22 protein-coding genes are annotated in these 22978 nt (G+C 51.4%); 1 reads left to right on the top strand and 21 read right to left on the bottom strand.

Annotated features, from left to right (window positions below; translation table 11 throughout):
- Positions 1–386: 386 nt before the first annotated feature.
- The 18 genes from PJI16_17995 to PJI16_17910 form a co-directional block, all read right to left on the bottom strand.
- Entirely contained in the window at positions 387–1760 is a 1374-nt protein-coding gene (locus PJI16_17995; GenBank protein MDT3779459.1) for a flagellar hook protein FlgE, read from the bottom strand.
- 63 nt (positions 1761–1823) lie between these two features.
- Positions 1824–2492: a flagellar hook capping FlgD N-terminal domain-containing protein gene (locus PJI16_17990; protein MDT3779458.1), complete on the bottom strand. Its 669-nt coding sequence runs from the start codon at positions 2490–2492 to the stop codon at positions 1824–1826.
- Between the two features lie 224 nt (positions 2493–2716).
- The gene (locus PJI16_17985; protein MDT3779457.1) at positions 2717–4291 is read right to left on the bottom strand and encodes a hypothetical protein; all 1575 of its coding nucleotides are present in this window, start codon (positions 4289–4291) and stop codon (positions 2717–2719) included.
- A gap of 21 nt (positions 4292–4312) precedes the next feature.
- A complete protein-coding gene (locus PJI16_17980) occupies positions 4313–4897 on the bottom strand; it encodes a hypothetical protein (protein MDT3779456.1) in 585 nt (194 codons plus the stop codon).
- A 205-nt stretch (positions 4898–5102) separates the two neighbouring features.
- Entirely contained in the window at positions 5103–5549 is a 447-nt protein-coding gene (locus tag PJI16_17975; GenBank protein ID MDT3779455.1) for a hypothetical protein, read from the bottom strand.
- Positions 5546–6889, bottom strand: a complete 1344-nt coding sequence (locus tag PJI16_17970) for a FliI/YscN family ATPase (protein MDT3779454.1) — start codon at positions 6887–6889, stop codon at positions 5546–5548. Before PJI16_17970 ends, PJI16_17975 begins: the two co-directional genes overlap by 4 nt.
- Positions 6886–7491 carry a FliH/SctL family protein gene (locus PJI16_17965; protein ID MDT3779453.1) on the bottom strand — a complete coding sequence of 202 codons (606 nt, stop codon included), beginning with the start codon at positions 7489–7491 and terminating at the stop codon, positions 6886–6888. Before PJI16_17965 ends, PJI16_17970 begins: the two co-directional genes overlap by 4 nt.
- 13 nt (positions 7492–7504) lie before the next feature.
- Positions 7505–8500, bottom strand: a complete 996-nt coding sequence (gene fliG, locus PJI16_17960) for a flagellar motor switch protein FliG (GenBank protein MDT3779452.1) — start codon at positions 8498–8500, stop codon at positions 7505–7507.
- A gap of 3 nt (positions 8501–8503) precedes the next feature.
- Positions 8504–10096 carry a flagellar basal-body MS-ring/collar protein FliF gene (gene fliF, locus PJI16_17955; protein ID MDT3779451.1) on the bottom strand — a complete coding sequence of 531 codons (1593 nt, stop codon included), beginning with the start codon at positions 10094–10096 and terminating at the stop codon, positions 8504–8506.
- Between the two features lie 4 nt (positions 10097–10100).
- Entirely contained in the window at positions 10101–10223 is a 123-nt protein-coding gene (locus PJI16_17950; protein MDT3779450.1) for a hypothetical protein, read from the bottom strand.
- 18 nt (positions 10224–10241) lie between these two features.
- Positions 10242–10544: a flagellar hook-basal body complex protein FliE gene (fliE, locus tag PJI16_17945; GenBank protein ID MDT3779449.1), complete on the bottom strand. Its 303-nt coding sequence runs from the start codon at positions 10542–10544 to the stop codon at positions 10242–10244.
- A 34-nt stretch (positions 10545–10578) separates the two neighbouring features.
- A complete protein-coding gene (gene flgC, locus PJI16_17940; protein MDT3779448.1) occupies positions 10579–11022 on the bottom strand; it encodes a flagellar basal body rod protein FlgC in 444 nt (147 codons plus the stop codon).
- Complete coding sequence (locus tag PJI16_17935; protein MDT3779447.1) at positions 11019–11150, bottom strand: hypothetical protein; 132 nt, start codon at positions 11148–11150, stop codon at positions 11019–11021. The genes flgC and PJI16_17935 overlap by 4 nt, the downstream gene beginning before the upstream one ends.
- A complete protein-coding gene (gene flgB, locus PJI16_17930) occupies positions 11147–11563 on the bottom strand; it encodes a flagellar basal body rod protein FlgB (protein ID MDT3779446.1) in 417 nt (138 codons plus the stop codon). Before flgB ends, PJI16_17935 begins: the two co-directional genes overlap by 4 nt.
- Before the next feature lie 325 nt (positions 11564–11888).
- Positions 11889–13277: a sigma-54 dependent transcriptional regulator gene (locus PJI16_17925; GenBank protein MDT3779445.1), complete on the bottom strand. Its 1389-nt coding sequence runs from the start codon at positions 13275–13277 to the stop codon at positions 11889–11891.
- An 11-nt stretch (positions 13278–13288) separates the two neighbouring features.
- Positions 13289–14452, bottom strand: coding sequence for an ATP-binding protein (locus tag PJI16_17920; protein MDT3779444.1), 1164 nt, complete (start codon positions 14450–14452; stop codon positions 13289–13291).
- Entirely contained in the window at positions 14433–16406 is a 1974-nt protein-coding gene (locus tag PJI16_17915; protein ID MDT3779443.1) for a tetratricopeptide repeat protein, read from the bottom strand. The genes PJI16_17920 and PJI16_17915 overlap by 20 nt, the downstream gene beginning before the upstream one ends.
- Positions 16407–16754: 348 nt before the next feature.
- Positions 16755–18215 (bottom strand): sigma-54 dependent transcriptional regulator, encoded by a 1461-nt coding sequence (locus PJI16_17910; GenBank protein ID MDT3779442.1) that lies wholly within the window; start codon positions 18213–18215, stop codon positions 16755–16757.
- A gap of 292 nt (positions 18216–18507) precedes the next feature.
- Here PJI16_17910 and PJI16_17905 point away from each other — a divergent pair, with 292 nt between their 5' ends.
- On the top strand, positions 18508–18735 hold the full coding sequence (locus PJI16_17905; GenBank protein ID MDT3779441.1) for a hypothetical protein: 228 nt from the start codon (positions 18508–18510) through the stop codon (positions 18733–18735).
- Here PJI16_17905 and PJI16_17900 read toward each other — a convergent pair whose 3' ends face one another.
- From PJI16_17900 to PJI16_17890, 3 genes are read right to left on the bottom strand one after another with little or no spacing between them, the layout of a single operon-like run.
- The gene (locus PJI16_17900; protein ID MDT3779440.1) at positions 18736–19380 is read right to left on the bottom strand and encodes a hypothetical protein; all 645 of its coding nucleotides are present in this window, start codon (positions 19378–19380) and stop codon (positions 18736–18738) included.
- A 5-nt stretch (positions 19381–19385) separates the two neighbouring features.
- The gene (gene lptD / locus PJI16_17895) at positions 19386–21683 is read right to left on the bottom strand and encodes an LPS assembly protein LptD (GenBank protein MDT3779439.1); all 2298 of its coding nucleotides are present in this window, start codon (positions 21681–21683) and stop codon (positions 19386–19388) included.
- Positions 21680–22969 carry a bifunctional folylpolyglutamate synthase/dihydrofolate synthase gene (locus PJI16_17890; GenBank protein ID MDT3779438.1) on the bottom strand — a complete coding sequence of 430 codons (1290 nt, stop codon included), beginning with the start codon at positions 22967–22969 and terminating at the stop codon, positions 21680–21682. The genes lptD and PJI16_17890 overlap by 4 nt, the downstream gene beginning before the upstream one ends.
- Positions 22970–22978 lie beyond the last annotated feature (9 nt).

The raw sequence follows: 22978 nt of genomic DNA, 5'->3' as shown, positions 1-22978 counted from the left end.
TAGAAATTTTTGTGGGTCATCACATTCCTCTTTCCAAATCAGCAACCTTTGTGCCACTCCAATTTTCTACGTAAGCAGCCTGAAGCTAATCCTGTAACGTACTGAATTCGCATAGTTTTATTCCGTGGCCCTGCCTGCATCTCATTTGCCCGGCAACAAGATGAGACGAACCATTACGTCATTTTCCTGGCATTTCGGGGGAGGCTTTGACAGGTTCAATTATGGAAGGTGAGCTATGAGGCCTAAGGAGGCAAGGGAAAGGAACAGATTTTTACCTTCCGCCTCTGGGTTCCTGAGGCAAGTTTTTTTAACAATCCATTAGAAAAAAAACCCCCAGACAGGAATACCTGCCTGGGGGCTTGATGAGTCACATCCAAGTTTAAAATCTAACGGGCCAGATTTACCAGTTCTCCGAGCAGATCGTTGGTGGTGGTGATGATTCGTGAATTCGCCTGGAAGCCACGCTGCATGGTAATCATATTGACTAACTCTTCACCCAAATCCACATTGGAGGCTTCGAGGGTGCTGGCCGATACTTTGCCAAAGGCACCCGTGCCTGGCACCCCGTCCAAGGGAGTGCCGGAATCACCGGATTGAATAAACAAATTCCGTCCAATCGGTTGCAGTCCATCCGGGTTGATAAATCGGGTTAAGCGCACCTGTCCCAACGTCCTGGTGGTCCCATTATCGAAGCGCCCCGTGATGATTCCGTCTTCACCAATAGACGTTCCCGCGAGTGATCCCGGTCCAAACCCGTCTTGAGATAAAGTGTCAAGCACTAACGCATTATTATTCAAAGAGGTGCCCTGTTGTAACAATCCATTCGTGCCGGCTCCACCTTCTGTAATGCTGGTCCCAAAATCAAATGCAATAGGTTGATTTGGTGCTTTTCCTAAAAAATCGATACCACCTCCTAAACCTGATCCCGCGGTATTATAATAGTTAACAGTGGATTCTAAATTTAAAAATCCTTCGTCAGTGTAAGTTAATGTCCCGTCTGCGACCAAAGCATTATGCGTATTGGTATCAACGTTGGCGGCGGGAAGGGTTGAGAGGTCAATTTCTCCTTCCTGAGCCAACACACTATACTCCCAAACATTGGCGGCCGTTTTGGCAAAGTATATTTGCAAATCATGCCCGACTCCCTGGGAGTCAAATACCCGGACTGGGGCATTACCAGGGAATAGGCCCTTATTTGATTGAGGATCAAGCACCTGTGCGATGGTGTAGGCATTAATGGGAGCATTTGCGGCCAGACGGCCTGACATCGCAATTTCGGATGTGAGTCTTCCAGGTTGAGTACTGGTGGTCAAACTGATGTTCCCAACAGTCCCGCTTAAAAGCCCTGTATCGTCTGCTTGGTCACCCTGTAATCTCAGCCCCGCGGGGTTCACGAGGTTTCCTTGCGAATCAACATCAAACTGGCCGGCACGGGAGTAGAAAATATTTCCGGTTGCATCACTCACCCGAAAAAATCCGTCTCCATCAATGGCCAGGTCCAGGGCATTGGACGTCGTCTGAAGAGACCCTTGCGTAAAGCTCGGGTCGATCCCCAGCACTCGCACCCCACGACCTTCCACTAAGGCCGTGCTGGTCCCTCCACCACCAATCGTGGCTCCGAAGAGATCTCCGAATGAGACCGACCGGCTTTTATAGCCGATCGTCTGCGCATTGGCGATGTTGTTACCGATTTCACTAAGCGCTCGACTGGTCGCGTTTATCCCACTGGTAGCGGCAAAAAAAGCTGAGGTAATTCCCATTGGCGTCTACTCCTTGTTTCTCGATTGACCTACCTGATGATGTTTCCCCTAAAATTACCCACCTCAAAGTATGGAGAGAATGTCCTCGGTGTGTAAGGTTTTTCCACTTTGCAGGACCACCGGACTCTCTGTTCCAAATGCAATTGTCATGACCCGTTCCCGAGCGAATGTGAAATTCGGAACAGGCTGTTCATTAGCGTCTACGGCTTTCACGATGAACTGATAGACTCCTTCCGGCACCCGGTCTCCCGAATCATTCAGCCCATCCCATTGGACCTGATTGGCCCCGGCTTTTTGAATATCTGTCGATTCTATAGTCCGAACCACTTGCTTGCCCGAGTCAACCACTTTAATGATGACTGACCTGGCCTCTCCACTTAAGGCATAGGCCAGGGTGGGCTGTTCATCCTCCGCAATACTGACGGTATCACCCTGCGCAACGACCGTCCGTCCAATCAAATTCACCAGATCCAATTGTGTCCGTTGTGTATCCTGGCCGATCAATTTTTCCAGGAGTTTATTGGTACTCGTGGCTTGCTCTAACGTGGTGAACTGCGCTAACTGCGCCACAAATTCCTCATTTTGAACCGGGTTGGTGGGATCCTGGCTCTGCAACTGCGTGACGAGCAAGCGAAGAAACACATCTGATCCGAGTGCCGAAACCGCCGCCTGCACATTGGCGCTCCCTGTGGCCGTGGCATTCGTTCCTGCTTGTGTCGGCGTCACTTCCATAATTATGAGCTCCTGTTTTTTCGACCATTTTTACGCGAGGGCATCATTTGTAATTAAAGACTGAGAGACCCTCAGCTCACCGGCAACTCATTTTCCGGTAATTAATGAAGCAGGAGTCATCAGGCGTGAAACGAACGTCGTATTTGATCGCCTTCTCATAATTCCTGATTCCTTACCCCTTACTACTGATGTTTTTACCCTCACCCTGCGCGCTACCATTTTCTTCACGCCACCAAGTGCAGACCCTGTTCGTCCACCCGCATGCCGACATGGGAAAGCGACCCTGGTGTCTGATGGAGGAATGTCGTCCCTCGTTGGCTCGTTTGCGTTCCTGCCCCATCCGACCGTGTGCTTGACTCCCGTTCACCGTGCTGATCACGAACTTCTGCGGAAAATTCCTGCAACTCCATATCGCCCTGAGTGAGTTGTTCTTCCAATTGTGGAACAAATTGAACAGCAAGATTTTTCAAGGTAGCTTGATCCATCAACAAACTGGCATAGACCTGCCGGTGCTGCACGCCAACATCAATCTGCACTCGATTGGTTTCCGAAAGTTGCACCTCCATTTGGAGGCGTTGAAGCGCCGGACCAGAAAGATTCGAAACAGGCTCTTCCGGCATCCGGACAGTCGGTCCGGGTGAGGAAGAAGACGAGGACTGCTGAAAGCCGGACTGAGAATGGGTTGGATTGCCCATGCCATGATTGAGCCCCTGTCCGGCGTTGGAATCGACTCCCTCGGCTTTTCCTGTTGCCTCAAGAACGTCCCTGGAACCAACGCCAGTCAAAGACACCTTGGCATCAGCAAGAAGGTCCACGGGAATTCCGACCGAGGATTCTTTCCCGTTCGCCGTAGACTCACTCAGCACGGACGAAACCCCACTGACATATTTCAATCGATTCTGATTCAACTGACCAACATCGGCGATACCTGCCGGCGTGTCTTCAAATGGTTTGGGAACCTGGAGCATCTGGTTGACTGGATTGGATACAGGCTTGAGTGACTCCTGCGGAAGCCCCATCGGGGAGAGAGAATCTTGCGAAGGACGAGGCCCGGGACCCTGAACAAGGCTTGAAAAAGGTTCCCCGGGTTTCCCCTGATTCGTGTGAGGCTCTGTCACAGCCTCCCCAGCAACCGATGCTAGGGGATTTCGAAGAACCTGTTGAGGATCGACCTTGGCAATGAGGTCAGTTCCACTCGGATCGACGAGTATGTTCCCAACGGATGCTATCTGATTTGGTGAATTCCCCATGACAAGCGGCAAACCTGTCTGGCCTCCACGTACTCCGTTGAGGAATGCGTGAGGCGAAACCACCACACCGGAAACCGGCCCGTCCTGAGGCACATTCCCGGGCAAGAGTCCGAACAACGCCTTTTGGCTCACGGCCAGGCCTGAGCGACTTCCATTCAGGCCTTCTGCCGCCAAGGGAATCGATGAGATTTTTCCTACATCAGCTTCTTCGGTAATCCGTTGTCCATCCCCTTCTTCCGGTACCCGCTGTCCATCCTCAGCAAAGACCCCCGCCAGATAAAGAGCCAAGAGATTGTCACCTGACACAGCCGTCGTGCCAAGAGGCAACTCAAAATTCGACACTTTTCCCCCATCTTTTCCAGACGTCGTGTTGGATACACCGTTCTGAAAAGAGTCCGGCCCCGAGTGATCGCGAAAAATTTTGGCAAATAGATGATTGGAAGAATTCTCCGTGGTCTTCGCCTGATCCAGGCCAAGTCCACCCGTTTGACCGGTTACGTGAGGAGGACTCTCCGAAGGTCCGAAAAAGAATGGAAGGGCATTGATCATCGTTTAATTCTGAGTCTTGGGTTAATTGGCTTGGTTCAATTTAATGTCCCGATATCGCCGGAGGCCTTCAGATAATCGTGCCGCTTTCACCGGTTCAACTCCCGCTAACACTCCGGCGGCTTTTTTATCTTTGATCGATGCCAAAATATCCAAGGCTAACCCTTCTCGCATTTCTGCGATTCGCAAGGCCGCTTCTTCGGGATCCATGGATTCATAAATTTTGATTAAATGGATTAACGCCGGATCCTGTTCCACATATCGACGTTGTTCTTCTGCGAGCGAGGATGCCTCACCCACTAACCGTTTCCCCTCTTTGGTTTGTCGTGCCGCCAACGCCTCTATGTCTTGCTGGAGTGCGGTGAGCCGCTCTTCACGTTGTTGCAAAGCACGTTCCCGCTCTTCCACCACTTTCAAACGCGCTTGCAGTTGTTCCAATAATGTGCTTTCTGCACTAGGCGCCTCCTCCACCCTTTCATCTTCAACTAATTGATTTTCAAATGAATTCGTCTTTCCTACCTCCGGCATTTCCTGAACAGACCCGACCGTGGTGGCCCACAAAATCAAGGCCAACACCCACCAGACAATGAGTGATCGACTAGGCAACATTGTTCCCCTCCGGAGTGATGGAAAATGCCGACACCCGCGTTCTTGCCACTCGGCCGTGCTCACATACTCCTCCGTATGCTTCGCCCGCCCAAAACGCCTGGAGCCATGCTGAAACGGCCTTTTTGAACATTCCAGTGTTTGGTCTATGCTCTCGATTACGAATATGCTGATGGAAAGGTGAAAAAATTGACATATTTCCTGCCCCCTACTGGGTCATTTCTTCAAGGTGAGAGATGGCATAGGCATGAGCCGTCACATCCTCCTGAATCTGTTGTTCCTGTGTCGCGATTTTCTGCATGACCTCTTCTTCCTTTTTAGCAATCACCAATTCCACTACGCGTCTGGCATGGTGGGCTTTTTTTAATGTGGCCCGTAAATCAGCCAGCTTATCTTCCACCTCCTGAATATGTTGGCTCTGTTGTTCTATGGCTATGCTGATCCGATCCATCCACTGATAGCGTTGCTCGGCAATCATGTTGTCGATACCCGCTCGTATACGCTGTTCTAATTCAGTGGCCACCGCTTCCATTTCCACCATAAGGTCATCACGCTTCGAGGAGATCTGACTTTTTTCCCACTCGGCCAGGACGACTTCTTCACGAGCGAGATCTTCCACTTGCTTGCGAAATCGAAGTAATGTAGTCCAATTCATGGGGTCTTTCCCTTTCTCTCAAGAAGACGCCGGCCCTGTTGTGCCAAGGCTTCTAGACTTTGGCAACTTTCTGGTATTCCCACCCCCTCCTCCCTGGTTTGCCGGAGAAAGGAATCGATCGGCCCTTTCATGTTGATCGCCGCATCAAGCCGAGGATTTGACCCTAATTGATAGGCTCCTAGATTGATCAGATCTTCGGCATTGCGATATTCCGCCATCATCTGCACCAGGAACCTGGCAGCATCCTGATGGACGGTCGAGGTAATATCCGACATTACCCGACTCACACTTTGCAGGACATCAATCGCGGGAAAATGTCCTTGCATCGCCAAGCGCCGGGACAACACAATATGCCCGTCTAAAATGGACCGGATGGAATCGGCAATGGGATCATTTAAATCGTCTCCGTCAACGAGCACGGTATATAGACCGGTAATTGATCCTGTGCCCATCGGGCCCACCCGCTCCAGAACTTGAGGAAAGAGCGTAAAGACCGAAGGGGGATACCCTTTGGTGGTAGGTGGTTCTCCGGCAGCCAGTCCCACCTCCCGTTGCGCATGAGCCAAGCGGGTTAAGGAATCGACCAGGAGGAGGACCTGATTGCCCTGATCCCGGAAAAATTCAGCTATGGCTGTCGCGACAAAAGCCGCCCGGACCCGGACTAACGGAGATTGATCGGATGTGGCGACCACGACCACAGAACGCCGGAGTCCCTCCCGCCCTAAATCCCGTTCCAGAAATTCCCTCACCTCCCGTCCTCGCTCACCCACCAGCGCGATCACATTCACATCCGCAGACGTGTGACGGCACATGGTTCCCATCAAGACACTTTTCCCGACTCCGCTCCCCGCAAAAATTCCGAGTTTTTGCCCGACCCCGCAGGTCAAAAGGGCATTGATGGCTCGTACGCCTAAATCCATTGGCGTACGAATTCGCTCCCGGAGCATGGGAGCAGGCGCAGGTGCATAGAGGGCATAGCGACGGCTACGGGAGAGCGGACCCTTTTCATCTAATGGGTTCCCGAGTCCATCCAGGACTCGTCCCAACATTTGAGGCCCGACCAATAATCGTGGAGAGGTCGGATCGTAGCGTATGAGATTTCCGGCAGCGATGCCGCGAACAGCTCCGAACGGCATGACCACCACACGTTGCTCACGAAACCCGATGACTTCGCCCTCCATCATGGACTTCCCTCGTGTGCTGAAGATATGACATCGCTGACCAACCGAAGCTCCCAGGCCTGTTCCCTCCAGAGTCAAGCCCACGGCTTTGACCACCCGCCCCGTAATTGTCACAGGAGTAATGTCGTCCAAACGTTGTTGAATGGTGGCGAGGTTCATGCCTGCGGTGTTTCCAATCCGAATTCATTGGCCACAAGAGCCAGTTGTTGAGTCAGCCTGGCATCGAAAAGTAGACCGGCCTGTTCAACCACGCATCCACCCGGATCCACGTCTTCGTAGGCTTCAAGCACGAGATGATCACCATCCGCCCATTCCGGTCGTAAGGTGTGCTGTAGGGGCTCTAAGGTCGTGAAATCTTGTGGATGGACTTTCAGCGTCACCAACGTTTTGTCGGGGAGCAGTCCAAGAACCTGGCGCACTTGCCGAACGACAAGTTCTTTATCGATCTCACATTCCCGTAACAGGATTTTTCGGGAAATGGCCAATGCGACCTCCACAATATCGCGTTCATGTTCTTCTAACGCGAGCAGCCTGGCCCGACCAATCTGGTTAGCCAACCGAATGGCCTTTTTGACTTCCTCCTCTACCTGAGCTTTGCACTGGGCACGTCCCTCGGCAATCCCGTCCTGCCTCCCCCGCTCAAACGCGTCACGTTGAAGTTCGGTACAATCATGCGGTTGGGCCTCTTCGGCGCGTTGCTTCGCACTTTTGTGAACTAATTCAACCATCTGAAAACATTTGACCGTGTCATCCTGTTCCATAAGCGAGCGCACCTTAGACCATCTGCTCCTCACCTTTTCCTCCCAAGGCTACACGGCCTTCACCGGCCAGGCGTTGAACGGTTTTAATAATGTTCTGCTGAGAGGCTTCCACATCACTCAGCTTGACCGGTCCTCGAGTTTCCATATCTTCCTTGAGGGATTCCGCCGCGCGACTGGACATATTCCTGAAGAATTTGTCCCTGAGCGGACCATCGATCGGTTTCAGGGCGAGAAGCAATTCTTCTTTGCTCACTTCTCGCAGCACTTCCTGCATCCCACGGTCATCAATATTTTCCAGATCTTCGAACACAAACATCTTTCCACGAATTTCTTCGGCAATCTCCGGATTTTTGCCTTCCAGGGCCGTCAGGATTTCCCCTTCCACATTGCGTTTCACCGAATTCAGGATTTCGGCGACCAGACCGGTCCCACCTATGGCCACCGCATTTTTCGACGATCCCAGACGCAATTCCTCCTGAAGCACGGAATTCAATTCATCCAGCATATTGGGCGAGACTTCTTCCGTGGTGGCTAACCGGTAGACGATGGCATCCCGCTTATGTGCGGGGAGCAATGACAAAATCTGAGCCGCGTGATCGGACTCTAAGTTAGCCAGGATCAAGGCGCCCGTTTGAGGATGTTCACCCGCCAATAAATTCGCAATCGAAGCCGCATCAAGGGATTTTAAGGTTTCAAATCCGGCATTCTCCGAGGTGTTCAGGGAACTCAGGATTCGACGAGCTTTATCCTTGCCCAAGGCCGCATTCAGGATTTTTGAGAGGTAGGCTTTTCCTTCAACCGACAGACCGGATGTTCCGGCCAATTCCCGAAACTCTTTAAGCACCATTCGATGTTCGTCCTGCCCGACATTCACCAACGCGCCCAGATACGCGCCAATTGCCCGGATATCTTTTTGGTCTAACACTTTCAAGACCTCGACCGCGGCGCTTTCCCCGATTGCGAGTAATAAAATAGCCGCTTTTTCATATCCGGATAATTGACTATTCACGGATTAGACCTTTTCTCCTTGTTCTTCTTTTATCCAGGTTCGAATTACTTGAGCGGCGGAAGCTGGATTGTCTGCTGCAAGCTTAATGGCTTGCTCCTGAGGGGTTTCTGAAATTTCCGCTTCATACTCGGTGACGGTGGCAGGCAATCCTTTCTGTGGGAGGACGACCGCTGCCGCTGCGGGCTTGGTAAGATTCAACGCCATCGGTCGAACGACAAACCACAACACCATGGCCCCAAGGAAGAAAAAGAGTATCGGTTTGAGGAATCCACCCCAGACGGCCAGGAACGATTGAACCCCCGCCGTCATACTTTCCTCACCCTCAAGGATAGTGGGCGATTCAAATGGGACATTGATGACTTCAATTTGATCTCCGCGTTCTTCGGAGAATCCGACGGCTTTTTTCACAATTTGAACCAGATTCTGTATTTCCTGTTCCGGCCGTGGCACATATTTCTTTTCGGCCGCATTCTCAGCTGCTGGTCCCTCAGCGCCCGGAGCCCCTTCATAGGTCCCATCCACTAAGACCGCCACACTTAATCGTTTAATGGCACCGGTCGGCTCAATAATTTTGCTCACTTTACGATTGACTTCATAATTCAATGTTTCATTTTTTCGTTTGGCTTCCTTTTGCTCTGCTCCATTTCCTGCCTTGAGCTCGCTTGGCACATTACTCCTGACACCGGGAACACCAGGCCCTCCTCTGCTCGAACCGGATTCCAACACCTTTTCCTGACTACGGTTTTCACTTCGCACCACCTGGCTATTGGGATCAAAACTTTCTTCGGTAATTTCGACTTGCCGAAACTCCAACGGCGCAGTGACCCGAATCACGGATTTGTCTCGGCCCAGGACCTGGTCCAACATGGTCTGCACCCGTTGCTCAAGGTCCCGTTCCACCCGTCGTTGGGTTTCAATTTGGGAGGCCGTCAGTTGAGCATCACTATCCGCAGAGTTCTGACTCAAGACCTGACCATGATTGTCCACGACCGTCACCTGGCTGGGCTCCAATCCTTCGACACTACTGGCTACTAAATGCACGATTCCCTGGACTTGAGAGCCTCCAAGAGGAGCCCCGCGTTTGAGAGTCAACACAACCGCCGCCTGAGCCGGTTTTTGTTCCGTCGCAAACAGACGTTTCTCCGGCATCACCAGATGCACGCGTACCCGCTCAACTTGAGATAATTGACCGATGGTCCGAGCCAGCTCTCCCTGAAGCGCTCGCCGGTAATTCATTTGCTGCGTAAAAGGGGTCGCGCCCAATCCGGTGCGATCGAATATTTCAAATCCCACACCAGCCGACTCAGGAAGTCCCAAGGAGGCCAACTGCAGTCGCAATTCATGCACCCGTTCCGCCGGAACTTTAATTGAATTCCCGCTGTCACCCACCTCATAGACGGCACCTTGCTTCCCAAGCTCCTGAATAATCGCTCGCGTATCGTCAGGATTGAGCTGAGAGAACAGGGTCACCAATTCCGGAGACTTACCGACCATCATCAACATTGGAATAGTCGCCAGGGCTAACGCCACCACCACGACCACGCCGATCCGCTGGGTCAGGGTTAAGGCTTGAAAATTACCGAGGAGACTGTCCATTAAATTAACGGGTTCCGCTCAACTCTTTGGATAAAAATGTGGGTGTCATTCTGACACTAATGATTCGTACCCGATGAGACCGGTGCGGGGTCTCGTTCATTCCAACCTCCCCCATGATCGTCATCATCGGCAACTCAATACTCCCTTACACTTGCATCCGCATCACTTCCTGGTATGCATCAATCACCTTATTTCTCACTTGCATCAAAAGCTTGAACGATAAACCGGCTTTTTCCCCGGCAATGACCGCTTGATGAATATTCACGTTTTCTCCATGGGCAACGGCTTCCTCTAAACGCCCGGCCTCATGTTGCATGGTATTGACCGACTCCACCGCGTTTTTCAAGAGATCGCCGAATCCCTTGTCCTGGCCCGCTGGTCCCTTAAGCGGCGTGACCCCAAACGGCTCTGAAATACCTTCAATGCTTTTTATCGGGAGATATTCCATTTCATTGTCCTCCTTCCTTCAAGATTGGGACACCTTAACGACTCATTTCTAATGCACGAAGTGTCATGGTTTTGCCGGTTTCCATTACCGCTAAATTCGCCTCGTAGGCACGGGTCGCGGACATGAGATTCACCATTTCCTCGATCGGATTCACATTAGGAAGATGTAAATACCCTTGGTCATCCGCATCGGGATGACTGGGATCGTACACGGTCCTCAACGGCCGATCGTCTTGGATCACATCCGTCACCCGAACGCCGGATGGCCCGGACTGATCGCCAAAGGCATTGGCAAATACATTGAAAAACTGTTGCCCGGCCGGTGAGGCCTGAAATACCACATCACGCCTGATGTACGGCCCCCCTTCCGGCGTTCGGGTGGATTCTGCATTGGCCAGGTTGCTGGCAATGATATTTAGCCGCTGTCGTTGTGCATCTAAGGCAGACCCCACCACCGCAAACACGCGATCAATATTCATTTCAGCCTCCTTTTTCCGACACCCTTTTCAGATCTTCCAATCCTTCTCATCCTCAACAACTTCCCGATTCCCTCGCTCTGTTTTCCTGGAATCAGCGTCATAACGGCTATCAGTTCAACGGCTGTCACCTACCGCCATTTCCTCCATCAATAGCCGCATTCCACCCCTCGAAGCGACCTTTTAGAAATTGACTGACCGCCATATACATCAAGGTATTTTCCGCCATCAGGGTCATTTCTTTTTCCAAATTCACGGTATTTTCGTCTAATCCGGCTCCCGCATCCTGTTTAATGGTGTGCTGAAATATCCGGGAATCCTCTGAGCCAATGCGCACGTGCTTCGGATTGGTGACGACTGATTCCAATGGACCATCCCCTCGAAGAACCGCATTAAACGTTTCCTGAAAAGGCAGGATCCTGGACTTGTAGCCAGGTGTTTCTTCGTTGGCCATGTTGGAGGCAATCGTTTCCTGAATCCCGCTCCGGACATCCAGTGAACGCTCGAAAAGTCTCGTACCTTCATCCCAAGGGGAAATCATCATGGCAGTTTCTCCTCTCCGGTTCCCATGTTCTCCTGTATCTTCACCTGTATCCCTTCTTCCCTGACCATGGAATCCTTGACGTCGTCATTCAAGTCAGCAACACCAATGCCAGAAATCATCCGTAAGGAATCCACATGAAGGAGAAAAAAGAGTTCCTCACGTTTTCCCCGTCACGTTTTCCCCCTTACGCCTACTTCTCACGCTTTACATCTTGTCTGGTCTGGAGGAAACTTTTGCCTGCACCGGCATATTTTTCCGCTCAACTCCTGTCATTCCTCATAACAGATCGAAGCGAGACATTCTGATGTTCTCCGACTGCCTCAAGTTATATACTCAACGAAAGACCACCGTTTAACTGTCGATATTCCCGCAATTTATTCCGTAATGTACGAATGCTGATTCCCAGGGTCCTGGCGGCATGGGTCCGATTGCCATCATGGCGCTCCAGGGTTTTTAAAATAAGTTCCCGTTCCATTTCCCAGATAGTTCCACTTGGCACACTGGCATGATTGGCCGTCAACACGGGTTCCTCAAACTGAAAATGCTCCATCCGTAAAGGGCCGTTACCGGCTAACAACACGCCTCGCTCAATCACATTCTCCAGTTCCCGCACGTTTCCCCGCCACGGCCTCCGCTTCAAATGCGACATCGCCTCTTCAGAAATCTCACACGGTGTACGCCGGTTTCGCCGCAATGACCGGTTGGCAAAGTATTCCGCCAACAATTGCACGTCCTCAGGTCGATCACGCAACGGGGGGATAGTGAACGGCATCACACTCAGCCGGTAATACACATCCTCACGAAAGCGCCCGGCCTGAACTTCCTGCGCCAGATTCCGATTCGTGGTGGCAATCACCCGCACATCCACCTGCACCGGCTGCCGTGAGCCAAGACGATCCACTTCACGTTCCTGAAGGACCCTGAGTAATTTGGCTTGTAACCCCAAACTCATTTCCCCGATTTCATCCAACAACAAGGTCCCCTGGTGGGCTAGTTCAAACTTGCCGCATCGTCTTGCGAGGGCACCGGTAAAGGCTCCTTTCTCATAGCCGAATAATTCACTTTCCAAGAGTCCTTCCGGCAGAGCGGCACAATTGATGGCCACGAAGGGTTGAGAGGCACGTGGGCTATGACGATGGACATGCCGCGCCAGAACTTCTTTTCCCGTCCCGCTTTCCCCTTGAATCAAAATTGTCGCCTGGCTCCCTGCCACCATTTCCAACATACTGATCGTCTGCAGCACTTTCGGATCTCTGGTCAGAAATCCTTCACGCGGTTCCTCACGACGGTTTCTTTCCTGTTCCCTCAAGACATCCAGTCCTGAGACAGGCTGCTCATACTTTAACTGGTCAATTAATTTTTCAAGACGATCCAGGGGAAACGGCTTCTGAAGGAAATCGGTGGCCCCATATTTGAGAGCCTCAACGGCTGCATCCACTCCACCATATGCCGTCATGACGACCACAGGCATATGGTAGCCCTGGCTTCGAACCTCACGTAAAAATTCCATTCCGCCTTTTCCCGGCAAATTCAGATCAGTCAACACCAGCCATGGGGCTTCGCGTTCCATTCGCTCCAACCCCTCATAGCCATCTCTGGCAACCGTAACGGCATACCCATGTTGGCTTAATGCGTGAGTCAGGGCTGATTGCAGTTGCTCATCATCTTCAACGACCAGGATCCCCCGGCTCGCTCCACCCTCAGTGTCTATCATGCCAATCTCCTTTATTGGGGAAGAAATAGTTTGACCGTTGTTCCTTTGTCCGTCTGGCTTTCTATCTCAATTCTGCCTTGATGCACCTGGACTATGTCTTTCACAATCGGAAGCCCAAGACCGGTCCCACCCTGACGCTTCGAATAAAATGGCTGAAATACTCTGGAGAGTTCTTCTTTGGACATCCCACATCCTTCGTCTCGAATACTTAATGCCACGCCATTGATTCCAGGAGAGACGGGTTCTCCAGTGACCGGCAGGGACATCAGCCGACAACGAATTTCAATATGACCGTCTTGCGGGGAGGCCTGAATCGCATTCAGGAGCAGATTCAAAAGGGCCTGCTTTAATAACTGCTCATGCCCCAAGATTTCGAGATGTGACACTTCCTTCTCCCGATGGATAGTCAGCCGTTTTCTTCTGAAGGAATACATGGCTAAGAGCTCCACATCATCCAACAGCCTCGAGAGGTTCACACTCTGCCGTTCCCGCTTCAATGGCGTGCTCGCCGTTAAGAGATTCGAGACCAGCCCATCCAATGAACGAATGGCCTGAAGTAATTGACCCGCCAGGTCCCCGCGTTCCAAACCGGACTGACGGTCGCGGCCCAATAGTGTGGCAAACCATTCAATACTTGCGAGCGGATTGCGAATATCATGCGCCAGCCTCCCGACCTGTTCTCCTATGGCCGCCAAGCGTTGAAGCTGCTCCGTCCCTTCACTGAGCACCTCCTCTTCGTATCTGAGATAACGAACAGTCAAACTGGAGGGTTGATCCCCCCCCCCTAACGGACAATCCCAACAGGACACCCGGCCCGCCTTCCATTTCCAATCGGTAAAGGGAACCGTCGGCCACACCAGGGAAGTCCAGAGATCCTGAATATGCCAATTCATCTTCTTCCAATCGATTTCTCCCATCAGGATTTGAGCCTTGTGATTGGCAGTGACAATCCGGCCTTTCCGGTTGTAGAGCAAGGCGGGTAACGGAAGACTCTTCACCAAACGATGAAGGTGATGATGCAGTCGTTGCGTTTCTGCATACTTGGCCTCAAGCGCCAGACTGAGGGTTTCACTGGAAATTGTCGGCTCCGTGATAGGGTCGAGCGTCGGCCAGGACGTGTCCCCGTTTTTTTTGGAACTGAGCGCGATCATCGGTTTAGGATTTAATTGGGACATCGGGTATCCTGGTTGATGGCGTTTCAATCAATGACATTTCATCCAACACCGCCGTGGCGGCTGAACGAATCGTATGTTCCAATTCCGGAGAACGGGTTTTTAATTCCTTGATTTCGGCAAGTAGTGACGCGGCTTCAGCGGATTTGCCCATATGTTCAAACGAGACCGCCAACCGATACTTAGCCCAGATGTGCAACGCCGCTGGCACATCCAAGGCCAGGACTTGATCGTACAGGCTCTGGGCTTCGACATAGTCACCTTGATCAAACATGGCATCCCCCAAGCGGAGAACATCGGAAGCCTGAGCAGGTTCGATAGACACCGCCTGTCGCATGTCTTGAACCACTAACTCCATCTGCCCGAGGGCTCGATTGGCGCGTGCCCGATTCCTGAGCACATAGCGTTGTCCCACTTCTCCATCCACATGCTGTAGGGCCGACGTGAAATTCCGGATCGCTTCTACATACCGTTTGTCAGCGAAGGCTTCCATGCCGAGGGCGATCTCCACTTGCCCTCGTCCTCGGCCCTCGGGAAACTCCTGTAGGTAGGATGCCCCCGCCTCTCGAATCAATGAACCGTTGCCTTGCTCCTGAGCGACCAGAACCTGCTGAAGAAGAATCTCTTCCCGGTGCGGACTGTTGGGGTACTCCTTTATGAGTTGGTCATACCAATGCAAGGCTTCTGCAGGAAGATTCACCTGCTGATAGGCTTGCGCCACCATCAAGAGTCGCTCCCGCTCCAATGGCACCAGCTGAAACGCGTCCCGATGGTCGGCGTGAAACTTGAGTAATGGTACCCAGGCTTTCCGAGCATAGAACCAGCGAATCTGATCCTGTAACAAGGACGCGAGTCGTTCCTGCCCCTCCAGACGTTTTACATCCGACGAGGCCGCGATAATGAGACGGGTGAAAGTCTGAACGGCATCAGAATAATCCTCTAACGCCTGATACGCTTGCCCCATCCACAGCAGGCTTTCATCAGCCACGTCGTTTTCAGGTGCATGACTTAACGCACCCGCGGTTTCCAGAACATAATCCCATGAGAGCGAGAGGTATATTTCCAAATCATCTAACCGTTGGTAGACCTTGTTCCAGTCTTCCTTAGCATGCTCCCGGGAAACAAACTCCACGATCCATCTGGTGAGTGCAGCCTGCCCGCGTCGACCGGGTTCCTGATCCGGAAATTGTTGTCGGGCATGATCCGCAAAATACAAGGCTAAAAAATCATGCCCTTCCTTTCGTAATTTTTCTGATATGTGGGTGAGGGCTCTCCCGGCTGCTTCCTGATGCGGATGAAGATTGACTGGCAATAAAAATCTGGATATCGCCATGGCGGGATTTCCTACAGCAATTTCTGTCAAGCCATAGTGATACGATGACTCCGCAGACTGGCGAATGAGTTCAGGCCTTTCGGCTTCCACCACCCGATACCAATAGTAGGCCTGCTTCCAAGCCTTTGCCTTGGCTGTGGCATCGGCCAGCCCTAATGCACCTTTAATGCGATGGGCATTCCACTTGGGTTCTTCTACCACCCGCCGGAAGATCAGTGCTGCCTCCAAATATTGTTTATTACTCAGATACCCTAGTCCGGCCTCAACCATGACTCCTCCCGCTAATGGATGTTCTGGATAGGACCGGAGGAATTCTTCGAATATCCCGCTGGCTTCTGAAAACCATCCAGCCTCCCAATACACTTCCCCCATGGCACAAAGAGCCCATGGAGCATACACACTTTCCGGATGACTTGTTTTCATGGCCTGTAACCGCTTAATTCGTTGAAAATTTTCTTTGCCTGGTTCATCCGAAGGATCAGGAAGAGAGGCCATGACCCAACGAACGCCTTCTGCAAACTTTCCGTCTTCCTGTTCATTCAGATAGGTAGCAAACATGTCTCGGGCTTCCAAGAGTTGTCCGGCCCGCATAGCATCCTGTCCGTGTTGAATCATCTCTGGCATCACCATATCCCTGGAAACGTACCAGGAAAATTCAGAACAGGGGCCTCCCATAACCGTGCTGGGCCAGATAAGACACGACAGGGCAATCCAAGTAAATTTCCTCACTTTTTGTTTCTGCTCCAACCTGCTGAACGTATTCAGCAAAAATTAGACCGGAGTTATTCTTGCCGGGGGAAAATTTTACTCACAGGGTTTTTGTTGATAAACCAGGAGGTTTGAGACAAACACCGACGAGCGGACAAAATTGCCGCCGTCAAGGAGTTGACGCAATGGTCAGAACCTCAGGCTGGTTTGGAAAGGGAAAGGGAAAGCTAGAACAGGGTAGGAAAGGCCAACGGTCTTGTATCGTTACACGTCAGCCAGATCTTCCGATGGCGCGGCCCGTTGTGCGACCACTTCGGCCAGAGATTTCTTTTTTAACTTTTCAATGAGAGTGGTGCGATTAATTTGCAAAAGACGAGCCGCCTTACTTTTGACCCAATTGGTTCGCTCAAGAGCCTCAAGAATCAGCCGGTTTTCAAATTCCTCAACTGTTCTGGAAAGATCCATCCCGGCCACCGGAATTGCCGCCGGCATGGTGGGGAGATGGGAAGGTGGAAGTCGCCTGATTTTTTCCGGCAAATCTCCCGGGACTATTAATCCCCGCCGTTTTAAAATAGCAATCCGCTCAACAATATTTCCGAGTTCACGAACGTTTCCCGGCCAGGGATAATCACATAAGAGACTCATCGCGTCCTCAGCCACACCGGTGAGTTCCGCTTTTCGCCGATCATTGAACATCGTAATGAAATGCTGGAGTAATAGCGGGATATCTTCCACGCGTTGACGGAGAGGAGGAACAAGAACCGGCACCACATTTAACCGATAAAACAGATCTTCTCGAAATTGTTTAGCCGCGACCAGGGTTTCAAGGTCCTGATTGGTGGCGGCAATGACACGGGCATCCGACTTATAAGTTCGACTACCCCCCACTCGTTCAAACGTTCGCTCCTGCAGGACGCGAAGAAGTTTGACCTGGAGCGGAGGACTCAGATCACCGATTTCATCGAGGAAAATTGTTCCTCCAGTCGCCAGCTCAAATCGTCCCACTCGTGAGGCCACCGCTCCGGTAAATGCCCCTTTTTCATGACCGAACAATTCACTTTCCAATAACGCCTCGGGGATCGCTCCGCAATTGACAGGAATCAGGCTTCCCCGGTGCCGCGTGCTATGACAATGAATGGTTTGGGCAATTAATTCTTTGCCGGTTCCACTTTCCCCTAAAATCAGCACGGTACTATCGGTGTCCGCCACGCAATCAATCAACTGAAACACCTCTTGCATCACCTGACTGGAGCTAATGAGTTTTCCCAAACTAAATTGCCCCTTGACGGTTTTCTTCAGTTCGACATTCTCGTCCTGAAGACACTTGACCCTTAAGGCACTGGCAACAGTGGCGCTCAAGACATCCATGGAAAATGGTTTAGAGAGGAAATCAAAGGCGCCGGCCTTAATGGCTTTCACCGCCATCTCTACCGACCCATATCCTGTCATGACGACCGTCACAGGATGATTCGGGAGCTGCATAATGCGCTGAACCAACTCAATTCCGTTGATGTCGGGGATCATCACATCGGTCAAGACAATATCGAACAGGGAGGACTCGGCGAGAGCCAAGGCATCGCTTCCTGATTCCGTGTCCACAACCTGATGCCCTTCATCCTCAAGCTGCAACTTGAGGGACTCCCGCACATCTACCTCATCTTCAACCAGCAGGATCCTGGCAACCTGCTTCGTGATACCTGATTCAGCCGAATCAAACACATCCATGAATGGCCTCCCTCTCAACCCATATAAACGCACATCCCGTTGACCCGGTTGTGCGGTGAAGGAACATAGCTACCCCATTTGACGGGGAAGGTCAAGGGTTGTCTTCTAATTTGCCCCAATCGTTGCTGAGTCCCCTCTCCGATCTCCCTGAAACCCTTGAATCGGCCTTGAGTCAAAAAAAACGGTCAGAGCCGTTTGAGCAAAAGGCCTATTTAAGAAAAATAAAATAGGTTCCGATAAGAATACGTAGGCAAAAACAGAAGGAACCTCTGAGGATCGGTCTCAACTACTCATGGACACGCCACATATTCCACAGCCTGCACCCATGCCGATTTTCATGCTCTTTGATACCCAAACGGGTTACCTCTATGGTCACCTATTTGCGACAGGCCCGGAAGATCCTTTTTTGCAGGAAGTCATTGACTGGTGGACCCACTATTGTTCGAACACCCCTATTGGAGTGGATTATCCAGGCGTGACCAAACACCCGCAAATGGCGAGCAATCTTTCCTCTAATTAATCAAGGCAACACCGTCCAAATCGCTAAGCCGGACCGGAAAACCAACATCAATCCTGACAGGTGGATGACCACAACGTTAGCATTGGCTTCCGTCTGGACAATCGCATTGCCGGATGGAAGGTCTTGCGGGAAAAATCCTCCGGTCAACGCAGAAAATCCCAATGCCCGTCGGTTGGTAAGGAAAACAGCCACGTGGTCATTCACGATACTCTCCACCAACAACTCTCCAGCTCCCCAAGAGTCTCGTTTCCAACGACCAAGATCACTTTGAAAACCATAGGCCGCCTGTCGACCTTGAACGATAATCATTCTGGGAGTGACCGTCGCAGAAACCACCTCCTCCGCCGAGGAAAGATTCAACTCCACCCACCGTTGTAACCGACCTGAAAACCCCAGCAACCTGGTGGTGGTCTGGACATATCCCGTCACGCCTTTGGTTTCAACTACCAGCACGTCTTCTCCAGAAGCTAATACCGTTTTGGCAATACCTTCGCCGGAAGTGATACCAAACAGTTGTCCCCTTGCTGACGTGATGGTCACCTGATCGGTGACAACTTCTTGCGACCAAACATGAAGCGGCCAGCCGGCCAATCCCCATAAAATCATCACCGGTACAATGCACCAATGGACAGGCATAATCCGCATGACCGTTACCGGTAGTCCCAGGGAACTCCACGCTCTCCGCCCATGATGGGGCCCAAAATTAACTTCATTAATTGTGTTCCATGCCCTTGGGTCCCCCACAACCCAGTCAAGCTAACGAGCCATTCAATTTGAGAACGGTCAGGAAGCTTCGTATAGGTGAGCCCAAGCGAAAAACATCGGCAAGGATTTTGGTACAATCCCACCACATCCAATTCAGCCGTTTCCCCTGTCCGGAAGTCATGATACCATTTGGTGCCCAAGGTCACACCATACGGCAACCGCAATCCACCCCCGGTCGTCAAATAGAGGATTTCCTGGGCCGGAGCTAGGACTTCATTAAACGACACGGGGTTCCAAATATCTCCCCGACGGACTCTCGACCCTTCTCTCGCGTACCGTTGCCCAACGGTCACATACCACGCCTGTCGACTTTGAATGAATACGTCGGTGTTCATCTGAGAAAAATATTTCCTGTTCGGATCGTAGAAGGCATCCACTCTCAGATCGAATGCCGAGATGAATGCTGAGGAATTCACTGGTGAATGAAATTGCCCCCGTGTCCAGATATCCGAAAATTTGGAGGCCAAGGGCGACGGATTGGCCACATGATAACTTTGGGCAAATAACAGATCCAACCAGGAATTAGATTCCGTGCCACCAATTTGGCTCAGACGATTTTTCAAGGAATAGGTGACCAGACTCTTTTGAATTAAATCATCTACCGCATCGATCTGAACGAATTCCGCTTGTTTCGTCTGTGGCACATACTCATAAATCACATTCGGTTGAATAGAATGTCGGATCCAATCCCCCTCGCCGATGGAAAACCGTTTCGACATATTCGAAAATAATTCAGCGCCTACCCAAAAGGTTTCACGATGTTGGAATGATTTCTCGGTGATTCCCCGGGTATAGCCCACTTCACGAAATTTAACTTGAGGACGAAATCCCAAGGTGTGCCCCAGATGGAGTCCTTCCATCGAAAGCCCCGGCAACACGTCGAGACGACCAACATTGAACCCCGTCTGCCTGTAAAATTGCACCGCGGTCGTTTCCGCTGTCAGCGATATGGGACTGCCCAAGACACTGGGATTCACGAAGCGATGCCCGACTTCAGGTAACCGCTGAAAAGTCGAATTCCCGCCCGTGGCTAACGGTTGAATATATTGACCCGAAAAATACAGCGCTCCATGATCAAGTCGTTGCAAAATGGTGAGATTCGATTCTTGACTGGGTAAAGCCCGTTGAGTCCCGGAACTGCTGAAATTTTGCAGAACCGTGCGATCACTTGAAAAGTTGGCCCGCATGCGTAAAGATAAATCGGGATTGAATTGCTGAACATGAGCCCCCCGAACTTCGGCTCGCCCACGACTTTGCTCGGTATCATAGAGCGAGCGTATCAACCATTCTCCCTTTGTGAGCCGATTCCACACATAGCGATATTGCAGATCCGCACCTCCTCCACGCTCCGTTAATATCTGCGGGGAAACGGTTAAATCGCTACTGGGATTAATGGCCCAGAAATACCCCTGCCGATACTGGTACCCGAAATTCGTATTGTACCCGGTTGTCGGAAACAAGAATCCGCTTTTTCGAGAAGCGCCAAGCGGATATCGAAAGGTGGGAAGCGGGATCACCGGCACATCGTTCACATTGAACCACACGCCTTTTCCAAACAAACTGTCCTCATATTCCAAATCCATATCATGAAACTTAAATCGCCATGCCGGAATCTCGCCGTTCTGGACATCACAGTTGGTAAAAGAGCCCTCCTTGACCCGATAATGGGTTTCGGAAAATCGCTGAAGCCGTCGCCCCGTGACAAAGGAATTCTGTTCCTTCCAAAAAATTTGTCCATTGGTAATCACACCCGCTTCGGTATTGAGATTCAGCTGAAGCGTTTCCGACCAGATATCCGTCTGGGCATCCTGTAAATGCACATTTCCGCGCGCTGTTAGACGCCCCGTGAGTCTTTGAAGCGTGGCCTCATCCGAATTAAGATGAATGGGACCACGCCTAACATCCACGGCACCGATAGCGTGATATTCTTCCCGATCACGACTATATTCAATCCGGTCGGCATTAATGGCGACGGGGGATCCCTCTGAAGTTGATTCGGCAGGCTCCTCCTGAGACGAGGTATCTGCGGAGAGTCCCTCGGATTCCACAGGGTCGGAATCGGCTTGTCCGAACGTCGTTTCTCCCGTTGCCGACATCGCAAGAAGAATGAATACACCGACCAACAACCCATGAGATCGGCGAGAGAGAACACGCCGGTCTACACCCAGGCCCGCACCAGTCACGTTGGGGAACCCGGCCGAGTGAGCCGATTGAGTACCTCCCCAACCAAAAATAACGAACCAGTGACACAAATGACGTCTGATGGATTCGCCATTTCCTTGGCTTGACAAACAGCCTCCCATGAATCGGCAAGTAGACACGGAACCAAATCTTCGCGATCGACCAGGCGCTTGAGCTCATCCACCGATGCCGCTCTTTCCATCCGTGGCTGGGTGAGAATCAGGTGGTCAACAAGAGGAAGAAAAACGCGCAGAAATCCTTGCAGGTTTTTGTCACGCATCATCCCGACGACCAAAATGAGTTTTCGTCCCGCGCCATCATGAATTTGTGAGTAGAGAAAGTCAAATAACACCTGAGCACCGGCAAGATTGTGAGCGCCATCCACAATTAAAAGGGGATTGCGATCCACAACCTCTAACCGACCCCTCCATTTGACACTCTGCAACCCAATCCGGATCGCCATCTGCGAAACAGGGAAGGTGCCATCAACGCCCGTCTCCAATACCGCCAGGGCATTCGTGGCATTGACCATCTGATGACGGCCGAGCAAATTGGCCTGTATTTCCGGAATCGTCCATCCCAGCCCTTGATAGGTAAAAGTTGTCGCACTGGTTTCCAGGAAGGAAAACTCCTTTCCCATCCGAAAAATTGGCGCTGACCACTTACGGGCCTGAGTTTCAAATATCTGGGCAATACCCTCCGGCATCGGACCCAACACGATCGGAGCCTTTTGCTTAATGATCCCGGCCTTCTCCTGCGCAATCTTCTGAAGAGAGTCCCCTAAATACGCTTCATGATCGAAGCTAATTCCGGTAATCAGGACACCGGTGGGGTTTAATACATTAGTCGCATCAAAGCGTCCCCCCATGCCAACTTCTACTACAGCAATGTCTACCTGCTCATTTCTAAAATGCAAAAAGGCCAGTGCGGTGGTGAATTCAAAGAAAGTGAGTGTGGTGAGGGAATTGGCAGCATGCCGAATCTGCGCAATCAAGCCACAGACAGCCTCTTCAGAAATATCTGCTCCCTGAACCCGAATGCGCTCGCGGAAATCAATTAAATGCGGTGAGGTATATAGTCCGACCCGATATCCGCTTGCTTGAAGAATCGCAGCCACCATGGCCGATGAGGACCCCTTCCCGTTCGTGCCGGCCACATGAACCGTGGCGTACCGGTGCTGAGGATTGTCCAACCGGTCAAGAATATCGGTAATGGACTCCAATCCCAGCTTGATACCAAATCGGTGCAAGGAAAAGAGAAATTCGAGCGTTTCTAGATACGTAGCCACAGGAATCAA

Origin of the sequence: Nitrospira sp. MA-1, from assembly GCA_032139905.1 — a bacterium.
Taxonomy (GTDB): domain Bacteria; phylum Nitrospirota; class Nitrospiria; order Nitrospirales; family UBA8639; genus Nitrospira_E.
Note: the sequence above shows the minus strand (reverse complement) of the source record. Positions and strands in the feature narration are given on the sequence as shown.

Bases quoted from the DNA above. Each gene is read 5' to 3' on its own strand.
- PJI16_17995 (MDT3779459.1), bottom strand. From the start codon at position 1,760: ATGGGAATTACCTCAGCTTTTTTTGCCGCTACCAGTGGGATAAACGCG.
- PJI16_17990 (MDT3779458.1), bottom strand. From the start codon at position 2,492: ATGGAAGTGACGCCGACACAAGCAGGAACGAATGCCACGGCCACAGGG.
- PJI16_17985 (MDT3779457.1), bottom strand. From the start codon at position 4,291: ATGATCAATGCCCTTCCATTCTTTTTCGGACCTTCGGAGAGTCCTCCT.
- PJI16_17980 (MDT3779456.1), bottom strand. From the start codon at position 4,897: ATGTTGCCTAGTCGATCACTCATTGTCTGGTGGGTGTTGGCCTTGATT.
- PJI16_17975 (MDT3779455.1), bottom strand. From the start codon at position 5,549: ATGAATTGGACTACATTACTTCGATTTCGCAAGCAAGTGGAAGATCTC.
- PJI16_17970 (MDT3779454.1), bottom strand. From the start codon at position 6,889: ATGAACCTCGCCACCATTCAACAACGTTTGGACGACATTACTCCTGTG.
- PJI16_17965 (MDT3779453.1), bottom strand. From the start codon at position 7,491: ATGGAACAGGATGACACGGTCAAATGTTTTCAGATGGTTGAATTAGTT.
- fliF (MDT3779451.1), bottom strand. From the start codon at position 10,096: ATGGACAGTCTCCTCGGTAATTTTCAAGCCTTAACCCTGACCCAGCGG.
- PJI16_17950 (MDT3779450.1), bottom strand. From the start codon at position 10,223: ATGATGACGATCATGGGGGAGGTTGGAATGAACGAGACCCCGCACCGG.
- fliE (MDT3779449.1), bottom strand. From the start codon at position 10,544: ATGGAATATCTCCCGATAAAAAGCATTGAAGGTATTTCAGAGCCGTTT.
- flgC (MDT3779448.1), bottom strand. From the start codon at position 11,022: ATGAATATTGATCGCGTGTTTGCGGTGGTGGGGTCTGCCTTAGATGCA.
- flgB (MDT3779446.1), bottom strand. From the start codon at position 11,563: ATGATGATTTCCCCTTGGGATGAAGGTACGAGACTTTTCGAGCGTTCA.
- PJI16_17925 (MDT3779445.1), bottom strand. From the start codon at position 13,277: ATGATAGACACTGAGGGTGGAGCGAGCCGGGGGATCCTGGTCGTTGAA.
- PJI16_17920 (MDT3779444.1), bottom strand. From the start codon at position 14,452: ATGTCCCAATTAAATCCTAAACCGATGATCGCGCTCAGTTCCAAAAAA.
- PJI16_17915 (MDT3779443.1), bottom strand. From the start codon at position 16,406: ATGCCAGAGATGATTCAACACGGACAGGATGCTATGCGGGCCGGACAA.
- PJI16_17910 (MDT3779442.1), bottom strand. From the start codon at position 18,215: ATGGATGTGTTTGATTCGGCTGAATCAGGTATCACGAAGCAGGTTGCC.
- PJI16_17905 (MDT3779441.1), top strand. From the start codon at position 18,508: ATGGACACGCCACATATTCCACAGCCTGCACCCATGCCGATTTTCATG.
- PJI16_17900 (MDT3779440.1), bottom strand. From the start codon at position 19,380: ATGCGGATTATGCCTGTCCATTGGTGCATTGTACCGGTGATGATTTTA.